This window comes from Aeromicrobium ginsengisoli (assembly GCF_004134905.2).
Classification (GTDB): domain Bacteria; phylum Actinomycetota; class Actinomycetes; order Propionibacteriales; family Nocardioidaceae; genus Aeromicrobium; species Aeromicrobium ginsengisoli.
The window spans coordinates 206,037-219,659 of record NZ_SDPQ02000001.1 but is presented as its reverse complement, the minus strand read 5'-3'; the positions used below and the strand labels follow the sequence as shown (position 1 = coordinate 219,659).

Sequence of the window (13,623 nt, the reverse complement as noted above, 5' to 3'; positions counted from 1 at the left end):
CCGCTCCCGCGCGTCGAGGCATGAGCCAATCAGTCGAGGAACTCCACCTCCATCGCGGCCGCCCGGTCGGGGTCCGCCGTGATGTCGATCGTGGCGATCCGGCCGTCGGCGAAGCTCGGTCGCAGCACCGAGATGATCCGCCCGTTCTCGACCGCCACGATGCCGACGCCGCCCTCGACGAGCACGGGCCTGCTCTCGCGCCCCGGCGTCCGGAACGAGATCGCGCCGCTGGCGACGTTGCGCGCGCCGCGCACCAGCACGGGCGGGCCGTGACCCGTGTCGGCCCGCAGCACCACGTCAGGATCGAGGACCGTGACCAGGGCCTCGAAGTCGCCGCCCCGCGCGGCCGAGATGAAGGCGTCGACGATCTCGCGCTGCTGGGGCAGGGGAGTGCCGGTCTCCGGATCCGAACCCTGCACACGTCGACGGGCGCGGCTGGCAAGCTGGCGAGCGGCGTCGGGCGTACGTCCGATCATGGCTGCGATGTCGTCGAACGGCACCGCGAACATGTCGTGCAGCACGAACGCGAGCCGCTCGGCGGGCGTGAGCTTCTCCAGCACCACGAGCATCGCGAGGCCCACCGAGTCGACGAGCTCCGCCTCGTGCTCAGGATCGATGCTGTCCGGCGTGCTGACCGGGTCGTTCGGGCGTACGTCGAGGGGTTGCTCACCTCGGGTCTTGCGCGACCGCAGCATGTCGAGGCAAACCCGTCCGACGACGGTCGTCAGCCAGCCACCGAGGTTGTCGATATCGTCCGCGTCCACGCGGCTCAGGCGGATCCAGGACTCCTGCACGGCGTCCTCGGCATCGGTCAGTGATCCGAGCATGCGATAGGCCACGGCACGCAGATGGTCGCGGTTGTGCTCGAAGCGCTCCGCCAGGAACTCGGTGTCGGACATCGGTCACATTCCCCTCTCGTGGTTCGTCACAGCCCTGACGGATCACACAACACGGATGTGACACGAACTGGAGGAGAACCATCATGCAGGCACGTATGGACAACCCGGCGATCGCCGTCCCCGGCGCCATGGAGGCGCTCCACAGCCTCACCAAAGCCGTCCTGAAGACCGGGATCTCGCCGACGACGCTCGAGCTCGTCAACCTGCGCGCGAGCCAGATCAACGGGTGCAGCGTATGCCTCCAAATGCACGCCAGCGACCTGCGCAAGGCGGGGGAAACCGACGAGAAGATCGACACCGTGGCGGGCTGGCGCGACGTGCCGTACTTCGACGACGCCGAGCGGGCCGCGCTCGGACTGGCCGAGGCGGTCACCCGGCTCAGCGACCAGTCGGACGCCGTTCCTGATGAGGTGTACGACGAGGCCGCCGCGCACTACGACGAGCAGCAGCTCGGCGCGTTGATCCTGTCGATCGCGGCGATCAACGTGTGGAATCGCGTCAACGTCTCCACGCGTCAGGTCGCCGGCGCCTGGGGCTGAGGCTGAGGCCTAGATGTCGCGGAAGGTCTCGATCTGGGCGCCGAGGGCGTTGAGGCGCTCGGCCAGGTCCTCGTAGCCACGGTTGATGACATAGACGCTGCGCAGCACCGAGGTGCCCTTGGCGGCGAGCATCGCCAGCAGGATGACCACAGCGGGCCGCAAGGCCGGCGGGCACACCAGCTCGGTGCCGCTCCAGTGGGTCGGGCCCTCGATCAGCACGCGGTGCGGGTCGAGGAGCTTGACCGACGCGCCGAGCTTGTTGAGCTCGGTGAGGTAGATCGCCCGGTTCTCGTAGACCCAGTCGTGCAGCATCGTCTGGCCCTCGGCCGTCGCGGCGATGACCGCGAAGAACGGGAGGTTGTCGATGTTGAGGCCGGGGAACGGCATCGGGTGGATCTTGTCGATCGGCGCGTGCAACGCCGACGGATGAGTCGTGATGTCGACGAGGCGGGTCTCACCGTTCTCGGCGGGATACTCCTCGCCGCGGTCGTACTGGAAGCCCATCTCCTCGAGCAGCGCCAGCTCGATCTCCATGAACTCGATCGGTACGCGACGCACCGTGATGCTCGACTTGGTGACGATGGCGGCCGCGATGAGGCTCATGGCCTCAATGGGGTCCTCGCTCGGGGCGTACTCGACGTCGCAGTTGATGACCGGCTTTCCGGTGACCCGCAACGTCGTGGTGCCAATGCCCTCGATGCCGACGCCGAGCTTGACCAGGAAGAAGCACAGGTCCTGGACCATGTAGTTGGGGCTGGCGTTGCGGATCACGGTGACGCCGTCGTAGCGCGCAGCGGCGAGCAGGGCGTTCTCGGTGACGGTGTCGCCGCGCTCGGTGAGCACGAGCGGTCGCTCCGGGCCGACGCCCTTGGCCGCGGTCGCGTGGTAGCTGCCCTCGGTCGCCACGACCTTGAGGCCGAACGGTCGCAGAGCCGTCATGTGCGGCTCGACGGTGCGGGTGCCGAGGTCGCAACCACCGGCATAGGGCAGCTCGAAGTCGTCGTAGCGGTGCATCAGCGGGCCGAGGAACATGATGATGCTGCGCGTACGCCTGGCCGCCTCGGCGTCCATCGCGGCGAGGTTGAGGTTCTCGGGCACGATCAGCTCGAGGTCGTTCTGCTCGTTGAGCCAGGTCGCCTTGACGCCGATGGAGGTCAGCACCTCGAGGAGACGGTTGACCTCCTCGATGCGAGCAACCTTGCGCAGGACCGTGGTGCCGGCGTTGAGCAGTGAGGCGCACAGCAGGGCGACACCGGCGTTCTTGCTCGACTTGACGTCGATCGAACCCGAAAGGGTCGTGCCGCCGGCGACGCGAAGGTGACTGGGCCCCGAGGTGCCCACCGTCACGAGCTCGGAGTCGAGCGCGTTGCCGATGCGGGCGAGCATGTCGAGCGTCAAGTTCTGCTGCCCCTTCTCGATGCGGTTCACCGCACTCTGGCTGGTCTTGAGCTCGGTGGCAAGCTCGGCCTGCGTGAGCCCGCTGTGCTGGCGGGCGTCACGGATGAGTGCCCCGATCCGGGAAAGATAGTCGTCGCGAACGGTCATGTCTTTCACCATATCTCAGTTATGAGATATTTCAATTCCTGCCGGATTCGGCGTGCCGAGGGTTCGTCAGGCGGTGGTGGAGTCGCTCTGACCCAGCTTGCGCGCGTCCTCGACGCCGCCGAAGTTCGCCACGTGACCCCAGTAGATGCCGTACGCGAGCTCGGCGATCGTGAGGTCGTGGATCGGGAACACGGTCGTGGGGGAGACCCGCTGGACGAAGTCGACGGTCTCGCTGACCTTGGCCCATGGCGCGCTCAACGGCACCGCAAGGACGTCGACGCCTTCTGGCGCGTACGCATACGTGTCGCCCGGGTGGAACAGGGTCGGCTCGCCATCGGCACTGACCGTGACGCCGACGTTGCCGACGCGGGGGAGCTCGGGCGTGATCACGGCGTGCTGGACGCCGACTCCGCGAAGCGTGACCCCTTTGACAGCGGTCTCCACGCCCTCGCCGTTCTCACGCCAGTCGCCGAACTCCAGCACGCCAGCGGTCTCGGGATCGCACAGCAGCACGGCTCCGGGATTGCGTTCGACCAACGCAGGCGCCCGGTTCTGGTCGATGTGATCGAGATGCTGATGCGTCACGACGATCGCGTCGAGACCCTCCAGCTCGAAGGGCGTGTCAGGGCTGAAGGCACCGGGGTCGATCAGGATGCGGGCGTCCGCTGTCTCGACGAGCACGGTCGCGTGGCCAAAGCGAGTGATCTGCATGCGGCAATCCTGCACCCGTGCTCAAACTGGTGCGGGGTGGCGGACGCTCAGCCGAGGTACTTCTCGACGACGTCCGGCGAGCGCTCGGCAGCGTCGTCGGGCGACTCGCCGTACTGCCGCTTGGCGTTGCGCTGCCGAAGCAGGTCCCACGCCTGGTCGAGCTCGACCTCGAGCTTCTGCAGCCGGGCGTGCTCCTCGCCCGGCGTCACCTCGTGCTTGCTGAGCTGCTCACGCAGCGCCTTCTCCTCGGCCACGAGTGCCGAGATGTGCTCGTGGATGCCCTGGTCTGTCGTCATGGCGCGAGTCTACGACTGACACGGGCGCATGGGCAGTGACAGGATCAGCGCATGGAGTTCCACAGCACGGTCGAGCTCGGCGGCAAGACTGCGACGGGCATCGAGGTGCCCGCCGATGTCGTGGAGATGCTCGGGGGCGGCAAACGGCCACCCGTCACGGTCACGGTCGGCGGCCACACGTATCGGACGACGGTGGCCCCCATGGGCGGCCGGTTCATGATCCCGCTCAGTGCCGAGAATCGAACGGCCTCGGGTCTCACCGCCGGCGACGAGGTGGACGTCGAGATCACCCTCGACACCACACCTCGCGAGATGAAGGCGCCCGACGACCTCGCCGAAGCACTGCGCGCGTCGCCGGAGGCCGAGGCGTTCTTCGAGTCGCTGTCGTTCAGCCACAGGCGCAGCTATGTCGACTGGATCGTCGGAGCCAAGAAGGACGAGACACGACAGCGCCGGGTCGCGCAAGCCGTCGAGCTGCTGCTCACGAAGCGCAAGCAGCGCTGAACGTACGCGGGCGAGGTCATGGCGCTCAGCCGCGCAGCTGGGCGGCCAGTGGGCAGTCGAACGGGTCGCGGGCGCGCAGCCCCACGTTGTTGAGGTAGCCGACCACGATCGCGTACGAGTGGAAGAGGCCGACCTCCATGTAGTCGATCCCTTCGCGTTCGCAGTACGCGCGCACGGTGGGCCGCGCCTTCTTGAGGTTGCACCGCGGCATGCTCGGGAACAGGTGATGCTCGATCTGGTAGTTGAGGCCGCCCATCGCCCAGTCGACGACGGGGTTGCCGCGGACGTTGCGCGACACCATGACCTGACGGCGAAGGAAGTCAAGCTTCATCTCCGGCGGCACGATCGGCATGCCCTTGTGCGCGGGAGCGAACGACGCTCCGAGGCACACGCCGAACACCGCCATCTGGACCGCGAAGAAGGCCAAGGCCTTGCCCAGCGGCAGGAACGCCAGCAGCACGGCGACGTACGCCGTCAGGCGGGTCACGACGATCGCCAGCTCGGTGCGGCGCCACGGCTGGGTCGACGTCTTGTCGCGGGCCGCCTGGACGCTCGCGGCGTGCAGGTTGAGCCCCTCGAGCGTCAGCAGGGGGAAGAACAGCCAGCCCTGGTGCCGGGCGAACCATCCGGCGAAGCCGGTGCGCTCGGCGACGATCGCGGGAGTGAAGGCAACGACACCGGCAGCGATGTCCGGGTCGATGCCCTCCTGGTTGGGCGCCTTGTGGTGCAGGTTGTGCTTGGCCCGCCACCACGCGAAGCTCAAGCCCGCAAACGCGCCCGCGAAGATCCTCGCCGCCCAGGCGTTCCACGTCGCCGATGCGAAGATCTGCCGGTGGGCGGCGTCGTGACCGAGGAAACCGAACTGGGTCACCACCAGGCCCAGTGCAGCAGCGAGCGCGAGCTGCCACCACGAGTTGCCGACGAGGACGAAGCCGACCCAGATCGCCGCGAAGGCACCGACCGCGAGGCCGATCTGGGTCCAGTAGTAGAGGTGGCGCCGCTCGAGCAGGCCCTGCTCGCGTACGTCGCGCATGAGGTCACCGAACAGGCTGACGTAGCGATCGGGTGGGCGTACGTCCTGCTGAGTTGTCATGCCTTCGACGCTATGGAGATTCGGAGGCGCGCACGATGGCGCTGGGACCCCGCACGGAGTGGGTCCAGACCCACCCCGGGCTCATCCCGCCTGCGTCAGGCGGCGAGTGGCTCCAGCTGCGGGGCGGCCGATGCAAGCCGGCCCATCCGCCAGAGCCGGTGCACCACGAGGGCCGCGACGACAGAGCCGCTGGTGCCGAGGAACAGGTCGCCGAGCGTGTCGGTATAGGCACCACGGCGCTCCGAGGACGTGCTGATGAACGCGTAGTACTCGGCGATCTCCCAGCCGATCGCCACGGTGGCGCCGAACGCGAGAGCCCGCTCGATCGTGGCTCGCAGGGTCGCCGTGCGGTGCAGCGTCAGCAGGATCACGCCGGCGGTGAGCAGGCCGGTGTTCATGAAGTGGATCCAGTCGTCGAACCACACGATCGTGTCGTACATGTTCATGCGGTTGCCGAGCGTGTCGGTGAAGCAGGTCACCGTCACCAGCAGGTCGGCGATCCAGGGGAACGACGCGCGGTCGCGCCAGAAGACGTACCAGAGCGCGGGGACCGAGAACGCGAGCAGGGGATAGGTGATGGCGCGCAGGCCGGCCGCCTTGCCGCGCATGTGACCGAGGTCGGGGAACATCAAGGCGATCGCCAGCAGGATCAGCAGCCCGGCCTTGGCGGTGATGTCGAGGCTGCGCACGACCGGCGGTGCGACATGGCGTGTCGCCAGCTCGGTGTCGGTCATGGGCCAAGAATAGTGGGCGATTCCTGCCGGTCCTGCCCATTTCGGCGCCTGCGCGCAGAGATGCGTTGCAGTTTGGTGTCACATTTTCGCCCTTCTGGACATATACAGGGTGTGAACGCCTCCACAACAGTTGTCGCGCGCCGGGTGCTGGCATGCGGTCTTCGCTGGTGGCGCACCGTCCTGCACGTGGCCGTCGCCTGCGTCGTGATCGCCGTGGTGGCCCAGAACGCGACCCACCCGAGCCTCGTACGCCCGACCGGCGGGACGTCGAGCGTCCCGAACATCCGGCCACTGCCGTGATGGGCCGACTGCTCTGACGCGGATCGGTCGCCGGCCCATGAGCTGGTCAGGAATCAAGAAGCGCTGCGTCCCCAGCCGCCGCTACGGTGACAGCCATGGACATCACGATTCACACCACCGTTCTTCCGCACACCGACCCCGAGGCATCCGTCGCGTTCTTCCGTGACGCGCTCGGCTTCGAGGTACGCCAGGACGTCGGGCAGGGCACGATGCGCTGGATCACGGTCGGCCCGGCCAACCAGCCCGAGACGTCGATCCTGCTCGCGCCTCCCGCCGCCGACCCCGGGGTGACCGACGATGAGCGCCGTGTCATTTCAGAGATGATGGCCAAGGGCACCTACGGCTGGATCCTGCTGGCGACCAAGGACCTCAACGGGACGTTCGAGAAGGTCCAGGCCACCAACGCCGAGGTCGTCCAGGAGCCGACCGAGCAGCCATACGGCGTCCGCGACTGCGCCTTCCGCGACCCCGCCGGCAACATGATCCGCATCCAGGAAGTGAGCTAGCCCCGTCATGAGCGCCACGAGCAAGCCGCACACGGCCGACAGCCACGACCTGATCCGCGTGCAGGGCGCCCGGGAGAACAACCTCAAGGACGTCAGCATCGAGATCCCCAAGCGCCGTCTGACGGTCTTCACCGGGGTCTCCGGCTCGGGCAAGAGCTCACTGGTCTTCGGCACGATCGCGGCCGAGTCCCAACGCATGATCAACGAGACCTACAGCGCGTTCGTGCAGGGATTCATGCCGTCGCTGTCGCGTCCCGAAGTCGATCTCCTCGACGGGCTGACGACGGCGATCATCGTGGACCAGGAGCGCCTGGGTGCCAATCCGCGGTCCACCGTCGGCACGGTCACCGACGCCAACGCGATGCTGCGCATCCTCTACAGCCGCCTCGGCGAGCCGCACATCGGGCCGCCGACCGCCTACTCGTTCAACGTGCCGACCCGCACGGCCAGCGGCGTCATGAGCACCGACAAGGCCGGACGTACGGAGAAGAGCGTCGTTCGCAACGCGGTCTATCTCGGCGGCATGTGCCCGCGGTGCGAGGGCATGGGCGCGGTCAGCGACTTCGATCTCACGGCGCTCTACGACGAGTCCAAGTCGCTCAGCGGCGGAGCACTGACGATCCCCGGCTACAGCATGGACGGCTGGTACGGCCGCATCTTCAGCGGTTCGGGCTACTTCGACATGGACAAGCCGATCGGCAAGTTCACCAAGAAGGAGCTCGACGACCTGCTCTATCGAGAGCCGACCAAGATCAAGGTCGAGGGCATCAACCTCACCTACGAAGGCATCATCCCCAAGATCCAGAAGTCGATGCTGTCCAAGGACGTCGACGCGATGCAGCCGCACATCCGCGCGTTCGTCGAGCGTGCCGTCACGTTCCAGACCTGCCCGGAGTGCGACGGCACCCGCCTCACCAAGGAGGTGCTCGCCTCCAAGGTCAAGGGCAAGAACATCGCGGAGGTCTGCTCGATGCAGATCAGCGACGTCGCCGAGTGGCTGCGCACCATCGACGACTCGTCGGTCGCGCCACTGCTCGCGGGGCTGCAGCACCTCTTCGACTCGTTCGCCCAGATCGGTCTCGGCTATCTCTCGCTCGACCGGCCGTCGGGCACATTGTCCGGGGGCGAGGCCCAGCGCACCAAGATGATTCGCCACCTCGGTTCGTCGCTCACCGACATCACGTACGTCTTCGACGAGCCGACGATCGGCATGCATCCGCATGACATCGAGCGCATGAACACGCTGCTGCTCCAGCTGCGCGACAAGGGCAACACGGTGCTGGTCGTCGAGCACAAGCCCGAGACCATCGCGATCGCGGACCACGTCGTCGACCTCGGGCCCGGCGCCGGCACCGGCGGCGGCACGGTGTGCTTCGAGGGCACGCTCGAGGGGTTGCGGGGGAGCGACACCGTGACGGGCCGGCACCTCGACGACCGGGCTTCGCTCAAGGAGTCCGTACGTACGCCGTCGGGCGCGCTCGAGGTCCGCGGCGCGTCGGCCCACAACCTCCGCGATGTCGACGTCGACATCCCGCTCGGCGTGCTGTGTGTGTTCACCGGTGTCGCCGGGTCGGGCAAGAGCTCGCTGATCAACGGGTCCGTCGCCGGGCGTGAGGGCGTCGTCCTGATCGATCAGGCTGCGATTCGGGGCTCACGGCGCAGCAACCCGGCGACCTACACCGGTCTGCTCGAGCCGATCCGCAAGGCATTCGCCAAGGCCAACGGCGTGAAGCCGGCCTTGTTCAGCTCCAACTCCGAGGGCGCGTGCCCCAGTTGCAACGGCGCCGGCGTCATCTACACCGAGCTCGGGGTCATGGCCACCGTGGCGTCGACGTGTGAGGAGTGCGAGGGCCGGCGGTTCCAGGCGTCAGTGCTCGACTACACCTTCGGCGGTCGCAACATCGCCGACGTGCTGGCCATGCCGGTCAGCGAGGCGCTGCCGTTCTTCGGTGAAGGCGACGCGCACACGCCGGCGGCGCACAAGATCCTGGCGCGGCTTGCCGATGTCGGCCTCGGCTATGTCAGCCTCGGGCAGCCCCTCACGACGTTGTCGGGAGGCGAGCGGCAGCGGCTCAAGCTGGCGACGCACATGGGGGAGAAGGGTGATGTCTTCGTGCTCGACGAACCGACCACAGGCCTGCATCTGGCCGACGTCGAGCAGCTGCTCGGCCTGCTCGACCGGCTCGTCGACTCCGGCAAGTCCGTCGTCGTCATCGAGCATCACCAGGCGGTCATGGCGCACGCCGACTGGATCATCGATCTCGGTCCCGGTGCCGGACACGACGGCGGCACGATCGTCTTCGAGGGCACGCCGGCCGATCTCGTCAGCGCTGAGTCCACGCTCACCGGCAAGCACCTGGCGGCGTACGTCAGTGGGTGAGGCGAGCTCGACACCCGGCGGTCCTCCAGGGAGGGACGATGCAGCGCTGGTCGCTGCCAGGGCCGCCCTGATCGAGCTTCGCGAGAACGGCTCGCCCGTTGTCGGCCACGAGAACGTCGACGAGATCCTGACGATCTCAGCGCGCCGATGGCGGTCGTACGAGCGGCGTCACTCCACGCACCCCGGTCACCTGGACACCAGGATCGAGGACCTGGCCAAGGGGCTCCGCGACCACTTCGAGGAGCAGCCGGGCCTCACCGGGCCGATCATGGAGGACTACCGGTTCTTGGCGAGCGTCCTTGCGGCCCACATGCCACGGCTCTAGCTGCGCGCAGGGCGGTTCGTTATGTCAAGTAGAGGCGGAATCCCTCGGCCTCAGGTGTGAAACCGAGGCTCGCATAGAGGTCATGCGCTCCGTCGGCTGCATGCCGTTTGTGGCTGAGCAGCTGGAGCTTGTGGCAGCCGGCTGACCTGGCGTCGCTGATCACGCGTTCCATCAGCGATCTGGCGACGCCTTGCCGCCGGTGAGCGTACGAGACGACGACGGCCTCGATGAACGCCGTGGGACGACAGTCGTACGTGATGTTGGGAAGGATCGAGAGGCAGGCGGTGCCGACAACGACACCAGGAGCGCTCTCAGCGACGTGATCGTGACGTCAGGCGAGGTCTGAATGCGTTCCCACATCGCAATCTGCTTGCTCGTCGTTGCCACACGCTCTGGCGCCAGCGCGTCATTCGCCGGCGGATCAGCGTGATTCTGTGCCAGAACCGCGAGGACGCTCGCGAGGTCTGGATGAAGGGCTGGGCGCACGTCGTATCGCGGGCTCACAGCTCGACCCTGCCAGACTGAGCATCGCCCAGCCCGCGTGTCCGATAATGCACATTATGTCAACTAATGGAGAATGTGGCACCAGTGAGGGCGCGACTGCACCGTCGCCCTCTCCCCGGCCGCCACGACCCGAAGCACGTCGGAGTCAGGTGAGCTCGGGCGGCGGCTCGTCGAACACCCGAACCTCCTGGTTGCACCTGCAGGCCGCAGCAAGCTTGGCCGCCCATCTGTGGGCCTCGTCCCGCGATGCGACGTCGACCACGACAAACCCGCCGATGAACTCCTTGGTCTCCGGGAACGGCCCATCGGTCACCATGCCTTCGGGTGTGACCGTGCTCGCCACTTGGGGCAGCAGTCCGCCGCCGAACACCCATACGCCCGCGTCCATGGCCTCCTGGCTGGCATCCCCTGCGGCCTTGGCGATGGCCGGAAGGTCTGGGTGCGACAGGTCCACCATCGCGCCCTCGCGGAATGAGATCAGGTACTTCGTCATCGCATGACTCCTCGTCGTGTGGGCAGCCGCTGTGGCCAACCCCTATCTACCCCACGAACGGCACACCGTCGATACGACAGGGAATCATGCACTTCCGCCGCGCTGAGCACATTCTGCCCTTCAAATTCCCCCTCAACCGCTCCCCTGGCCTACGCGTTGTCATGCTCGCGCCCAGCAACCGTAGCCGTCAGCGACGCGCTGTCTCGGTTCCCCTAGACTCATGGCCCTCCCCCGACGAGAGAAGGACGTCCCGTGCCCCATCACGCCCAGATCGCCGCTTCCATGACCTCACCGGAAGCACTCCTAGCCCTGACCGACGAGCCGAAGGTCATCGGCGCCAAGAAGCAGGCGAAGGCGGCCTTCGACCTCTGGAGCCAGGCCGACGCGCGCTACGTCGGGACCTACCGTGGCTTCCAGGCCCCCGGCGGCAAGGGCACCGGGTTCGTGATTCGCGTGTTCTGGGACCCAACCGCGACGACGCCCGATCTGGCCGCCATCGATGCGGCGATCAACTCCGCCCTTCCTGTGGACCTGATCCAGTCCGACGAGAAGTCCACCTACAAGGGCCGCAACAAGAAGCAGGCCGCGTTCTTCGGCTGGCAGGGCATGAGCTCCAGGCCGCTGTCCCAGTGGTTCCAGGAGCGCTTCGGCGTCGGCGCGTGCACCAGCCAGCTCTTCGACCGGTCGGACCTGACGCAGAACGTCGCCGTCGTCGCGGTCAAGGACGGCGTCGACCACCTCTGGTCGTTCACGGCGCCGGAGTGAGACTGCGGCGTGCCGCATGTGGCGCTGCCGGCTGGCTCCTGACGGCCGCAGGTGTGATTGCGATCGTTGTCGTGGTCAACGGCGACTATCGGTTCTCACGTGCCGCAGGCATCCTCGTCGCGGTGTGCGCGGGTCTCGCAGTGCTCGTGCCTTCCGTCGTGGGTGCGGCCTACCTGGCGGTACGCCAGCGCAACCGCGCGACCGGAGCGATGCCCTCCCCGCAGGCGCGCACCGTTCAGACGTCCCTCGCCTCGATGCTCGACCGGGTGAACGACTCGACGGACGACGCCCTGGGGCTGCGCCGCGTCGTGCTGGCCGACCGGCTCGAGCTCACCGCCACGAACCTCCGCGAGATCGACGACCCGTGGGAGGTGCTGTCCTTCATCTGGTTCGTACGCCCGTCCCAACCCGCCGACTTCCCGCGATCGCAGCAGTTCGACGGCCTGCCGGTGTGGGCGCAGGACGCCGTCGTGCTGCTGGATCTGCGCCGCAGCGTCCAGCTCCGCGGCATCGCCGGTGCTCTCGCCGACAAGACCGGCTTCTACTCTCACGACGCCCGTCGCATCACCCAGGCCGTCACGCGTACCGGAAGCGCCGAGCTGCGTGACGCATGGCTCACCGCACAGCGCGCGGATCAGCACGACGAGCACCTGCTCGAGCTGCTCGACGACAGGCGGGTCTGGGCGAACGTGGTCGCGGCCGGGCGCTGAAGCAACCCCCGGGCTCCGGCGAGCCTCCGGTCCGCGACGATGGTGCGATGAACGCGATCCGCCTCCTCACTCTCGAGGATGTCCCCGCTCTCGCGGAGCTCTTTCGTACGAATCGCGACTTCCTCGCGCCCTGGGAGCCGGACCGCGGCGTTGACTACTTCACGATCGACGGACAACGCGCGGTGGTCGAGGAGGCTCTTGAGCGGTACGAGCAGGGTCTGACCCATCCCCACGTGATTCTCGACGAGGGCGGCCACGTCGTCGGCCGCATCAACATCGGCAACATCGTGCACGGTCCGTTCCAGTCCTGCGGCGTCGGCTACTGGGTCAGCGAGCACGCCAACGGGCGCGGCCTTGCCACTGCCGCGTTGAGCGAGATCAAAGAAGTGGCGTTCGGCCGACTGGGCTTGCACCGGATCGAGGCGGGCACGTTGGCTGACAACACCCGGTCGCAGCGCGTGCTCGAGAAGAACGGATTCGCCCGATTCGGCCTGGCTCCCAGCTACCTCCAGATCGCGGGGAGATGGCAGGACCATGCGCTCTACCAGGCGCTCAATCCCCTGCACGACTGATCGCACTCCCCTGCCGGCTCTCGCGGGACGGTTACGTGCTGCATCCCGCCTTGAAGGCTGTCGGCCTGCCCGGCCCCAGCTTCCGGCCGTCCGTCGGGAACACCTCGTCGTGGGCTTTGGTCCGTTGCACCGTCCTTGCCGTGAGTGCTGCACACGTGCCGTTGTCGAACTGGAACTGCACACGGACCACCTGGCCGGCCGCCAATCCTTGCGGTACGACGAATCCCCCGGCGTCAGAGGCGTCCCCAGCCCGGCTGACCTTGCCGGGGATGATCGGCAGCCACATCTGGGTGCTCGCCACGTCGAGAGCGCCGGCCTTGGTGCTGATGGACACCGCCTTCAGCGCCATGGCCTCGCGGCCACCCGTGAACGTCGCGGAGAGGGTCGCGGACCCATCGGTGTTCGCGACCATCACCACCTCGGAGATGGCGAGCTCACCGATGGCGGCTGACTCGTCCGGTTCGTCGACCGCCGCTCCCCCGGACTCCGGCTCGGGGGTCGGGTCGGGGGCGGGCGCAGCTGCGAGGAACACGACGTTCGACAGGTCCGCCGAACCACTCGCCGTGCGCGCACTCGACGTGCGGACCTCGACGGCGTCAACACCGGCATCGGTCCGCGCCGACGGCGCAGCCAGCAAGGCTGCGACCGTCGCGATGGCGAACGGCGCGAGGCCCAGAAAAGTGCGCCGGCGCGGCGCAGAAACGTTCACGAGAGCTCCTGCATACCTAGGAGTGTCCACCACAAGTC

Annotated in this window: 17 protein-coding genes and 1 pseudogene; 9 read left to right on the top strand and 9 right to left on the bottom strand. The window is 67.5% G+C overall.

What is annotated here, in order from left to right; translation table 11 throughout:
- Positions 1-29: 29 nt before the first annotated feature.
- Positions 30-899 (bottom strand): sigma-70 family RNA polymerase sigma factor, encoded by an 870-nt coding sequence (locus ESP70_RS01225; protein WP_149687569.1) that lies wholly within the window; start codon positions 897-899, stop codon positions 30-32.
- Between the two features lie 83 nt (positions 900-982).
- On the opposite strand from ESP70_RS01225, the gene ESP70_RS01220 reads away from it, so the two are divergent.
- On the top strand, positions 983-1,438 hold the full coding sequence (locus tag ESP70_RS01220) for a carboxymuconolactone decarboxylase family protein (RefSeq protein WP_149687568.1): 456 nt from the start codon (positions 983-985) through the stop codon (positions 1,436-1,438).
- Between the two features lie 9 nt (positions 1,439-1,447).
- Here the strand turns inward: ESP70_RS01220 and ESP70_RS01215 are convergent, their stop codons facing one another.
- The 3 genes from ESP70_RS01215 to ESP70_RS01205 all read right to left on the bottom strand — a co-directional run bounded on the left by ESP70_RS01215 (position 1,448) and on the right by ESP70_RS01205 (position 3,990).
- Positions 1,448-2,983 carry a UDP-N-acetylglucosamine 1-carboxyvinyltransferase gene (locus ESP70_RS01215; RefSeq protein ID WP_149687567.1) on the bottom strand — a complete coding sequence of 512 codons (1,536 nt, stop codon included), beginning with the start codon at positions 2,981-2,983 and terminating at the stop codon, positions 1,448-1,450.
- 66 nt (positions 2,984-3,049) lie between these two features.
- Complete coding sequence (locus ESP70_RS01210) at positions 3,050-3,694, bottom strand: MBL fold metallo-hydrolase (RefSeq protein ID WP_149687566.1); 645 nt, start codon at positions 3,692-3,694, stop codon at positions 3,050-3,052.
- A gap of 47 nt (positions 3,695-3,741) precedes the next feature.
- Positions 3,742-3,990, bottom strand: coding sequence for a DUF2630 family protein (locus tag ESP70_RS01205; protein ID WP_149687565.1), 249 nt, complete (start codon positions 3,988-3,990; stop codon positions 3,742-3,744).
- Positions 3,991-4,041: 51 nt separating this feature from the next.
- Between ESP70_RS01205 and ESP70_RS01200 the strand changes: the two genes are divergently transcribed.
- On the top strand, positions 4,042-4,494 hold the full coding sequence (locus tag ESP70_RS01200) for a YdeI/OmpD-associated family protein (protein WP_149687564.1): 453 nt from the start codon (positions 4,042-4,044) through the stop codon (positions 4,492-4,494).
- A 25-nt stretch (positions 4,495-4,519) separates the two neighbouring features.
- Here the strand turns inward: ESP70_RS01200 and ESP70_RS01195 are convergent, their stop codons facing one another.
- Positions 4,520-5,587 (bottom strand): fatty acid desaturase family protein, encoded by a 1,068-nt coding sequence (locus tag ESP70_RS01195; RefSeq protein WP_149687563.1) that lies wholly within the window; start codon positions 5,585-5,587, stop codon positions 4,520-4,522.
- A 95-nt stretch (positions 5,588-5,682) separates the two neighbouring features.
- A complete protein-coding gene (locus tag ESP70_RS01190; protein WP_149687562.1) occupies positions 5,683-6,321 on the bottom strand; it encodes a DUF2238 domain-containing protein in 639 nt (212 codons plus the stop codon).
- A 111-nt stretch (positions 6,322-6,432) separates the two neighbouring features.
- On the opposite strand from ESP70_RS01190, the gene ESP70_RS01185 reads away from it, so the two are divergent.
- The 4 genes from ESP70_RS01185 (at position 6,433) to ESP70_RS01170 (ending at position 9,832) form a co-directional block, all read left to right on the top strand.
- Positions 6,433-6,621 carry a hypothetical protein gene (locus ESP70_RS01185; RefSeq protein ID WP_149687561.1) on the top strand — a complete coding sequence of 63 codons (189 nt, stop codon included), beginning with the start codon at positions 6,433-6,435 and terminating at the stop codon, positions 6,619-6,621.
- Positions 6,622-6,716: 95 nt separating this feature from the next.
- Positions 6,717-7,127 carry a VOC family protein gene (locus tag ESP70_RS01180; protein ID WP_149687560.1) on the top strand — a complete coding sequence of 137 codons (411 nt, stop codon included), beginning with the start codon at positions 6,717-6,719 and terminating at the stop codon, positions 7,125-7,127.
- Between the two features lie 7 nt (positions 7,128-7,134).
- Complete coding sequence (locus ESP70_RS01175; RefSeq protein WP_149687559.1) at positions 7,135-9,507, top strand: ATP-binding cassette domain-containing protein; 2,373 nt, start codon at positions 7,135-7,137, stop codon at positions 9,505-9,507.
- Positions 9,500-9,832: a hypothetical protein gene (locus ESP70_RS01170; protein ID WP_149687558.1), complete on the top strand. Its 333-nt coding sequence runs from the start codon at positions 9,500-9,502 to the stop codon at positions 9,830-9,832. The genes ESP70_RS01175 and ESP70_RS01170 overlap by 8 nt, the downstream gene beginning before the upstream one ends.
- A gap of 19 nt (positions 9,833-9,851) precedes the next feature.
- On the opposite strand, the pseudogene ESP70_RS20640 reads toward ESP70_RS01170, so the two are convergent.
- Both ESP70_RS20640 and ESP70_RS01160 read right to left on the bottom strand, forming a co-directional pair.
- A pseudogene (locus ESP70_RS20640) lies at positions 9,852-10,139 on the bottom strand (GNAT family N-acetyltransferase); the annotation flags it as partial.
- Between the two features lie 342 nt (positions 10,140-10,481).
- A complete protein-coding gene (locus ESP70_RS01160; protein ID WP_149687557.1) occupies positions 10,482-10,829 on the bottom strand; it encodes a YciI family protein in 348 nt (115 codons plus the stop codon).
- Between the two features lie 252 nt (positions 10,830-11,081).
- Here ESP70_RS01160 and ESP70_RS01155 point away from each other — a divergent pair, with 252 nt between their 5' ends.
- From ESP70_RS01155 to ESP70_RS01145, 3 genes are read left to right on the top strand one after another with little or no spacing between them, the layout of a single operon-like run.
- On the top strand, positions 11,082-11,594 hold the full coding sequence (locus ESP70_RS01155; protein WP_149687556.1) for a hypothetical protein: 513 nt from the start codon (positions 11,082-11,084) through the stop codon (positions 11,592-11,594).
- Positions 11,591-12,304: a hypothetical protein gene (locus ESP70_RS01150; protein WP_149687555.1), complete on the top strand. Its 714-nt coding sequence runs from the start codon at positions 11,591-11,593 to the stop codon at positions 12,302-12,304. Before ESP70_RS01155 ends, ESP70_RS01150 begins: the two co-directional genes overlap by 4 nt.
- Before the next feature lie 47 nt (positions 12,305-12,351).
- Entirely contained in the window at positions 12,352-12,876 is a 525-nt protein-coding gene (locus ESP70_RS01145) for a GNAT family N-acetyltransferase (protein WP_149687554.1), read from the top strand.
- Between the two features lie 31 nt (positions 12,877-12,907).
- Here the strand turns inward: ESP70_RS01145 and ESP70_RS01140 are convergent, their stop codons facing one another.
- A complete protein-coding gene (locus ESP70_RS01140; RefSeq protein WP_149687553.1) occupies positions 12,908-13,585 on the bottom strand; it encodes a hypothetical protein in 678 nt (225 codons plus the stop codon).
- Positions 13,586-13,623 lie beyond the last annotated feature (38 nt).

Coding starts and splice junctions, on each gene's coding strand:
- ESP70_RS01225 (WP_149687569.1), bottom strand. CDS start 899: ATGTCCGACACCGAGTTCCTGGCGGAGCGCTTCGAGCACAACCGCGAC.
- ESP70_RS01220 (WP_149687568.1), top strand. CDS start 983: ATGCAGGCACGTATGGACAACCCGGCGATCGCCGTCCCCGGCGCCATG.
- ESP70_RS01215 (WP_149687567.1), bottom strand. CDS start 2,983: ATGACCGTTCGCGACGACTATCTTTCCCGGATCGGGGCACTCATCCGT.
- ESP70_RS01210 (WP_149687566.1), bottom strand. CDS start 3,694: ATGCAGATCACTCGCTTTGGCCACGCGACCGTGCTCGTCGAGACAGCG.
- ESP70_RS01205 (WP_149687565.1), bottom strand. CDS start 3,990: ATGACGACAGACCAGGGCATCCACGAGCACATCTCGGCACTCGTGGCC.
- ESP70_RS01200 (WP_149687564.1), top strand. CDS start 4,042: ATGGAGTTCCACAGCACGGTCGAGCTCGGCGGCAAGACTGCGACGGGC.
- ESP70_RS01195 (WP_149687563.1), bottom strand. CDS start 5,587: ATGACAACTCAGCAGGACGTACGCCCACCCGATCGCTACGTCAGCCTG.
- ESP70_RS01190 (WP_149687562.1), bottom strand. CDS start 6,321: ATGACCGACACCGAGCTGGCGACACGCCATGTCGCACCGCCGGTCGTG.
- ESP70_RS01180 (WP_149687560.1), top strand. CDS start 6,717: ATGGACATCACGATTCACACCACCGTTCTTCCGCACACCGACCCCGAG.
- ESP70_RS01175 (WP_149687559.1), top strand. CDS start 7,135: ATGAGCGCCACGAGCAAGCCGCACACGGCCGACAGCCACGACCTGATC.
- ESP70_RS01160 (WP_149687557.1), bottom strand. CDS start 10,829: ATGACGAAGTACCTGATCTCATTCCGCGAGGGCGCGATGGTGGACCTG.
- ESP70_RS01145 (WP_149687554.1), top strand. CDS start 12,352: ATGAACGCGATCCGCCTCCTCACTCTCGAGGATGTCCCCGCTCTCGCG.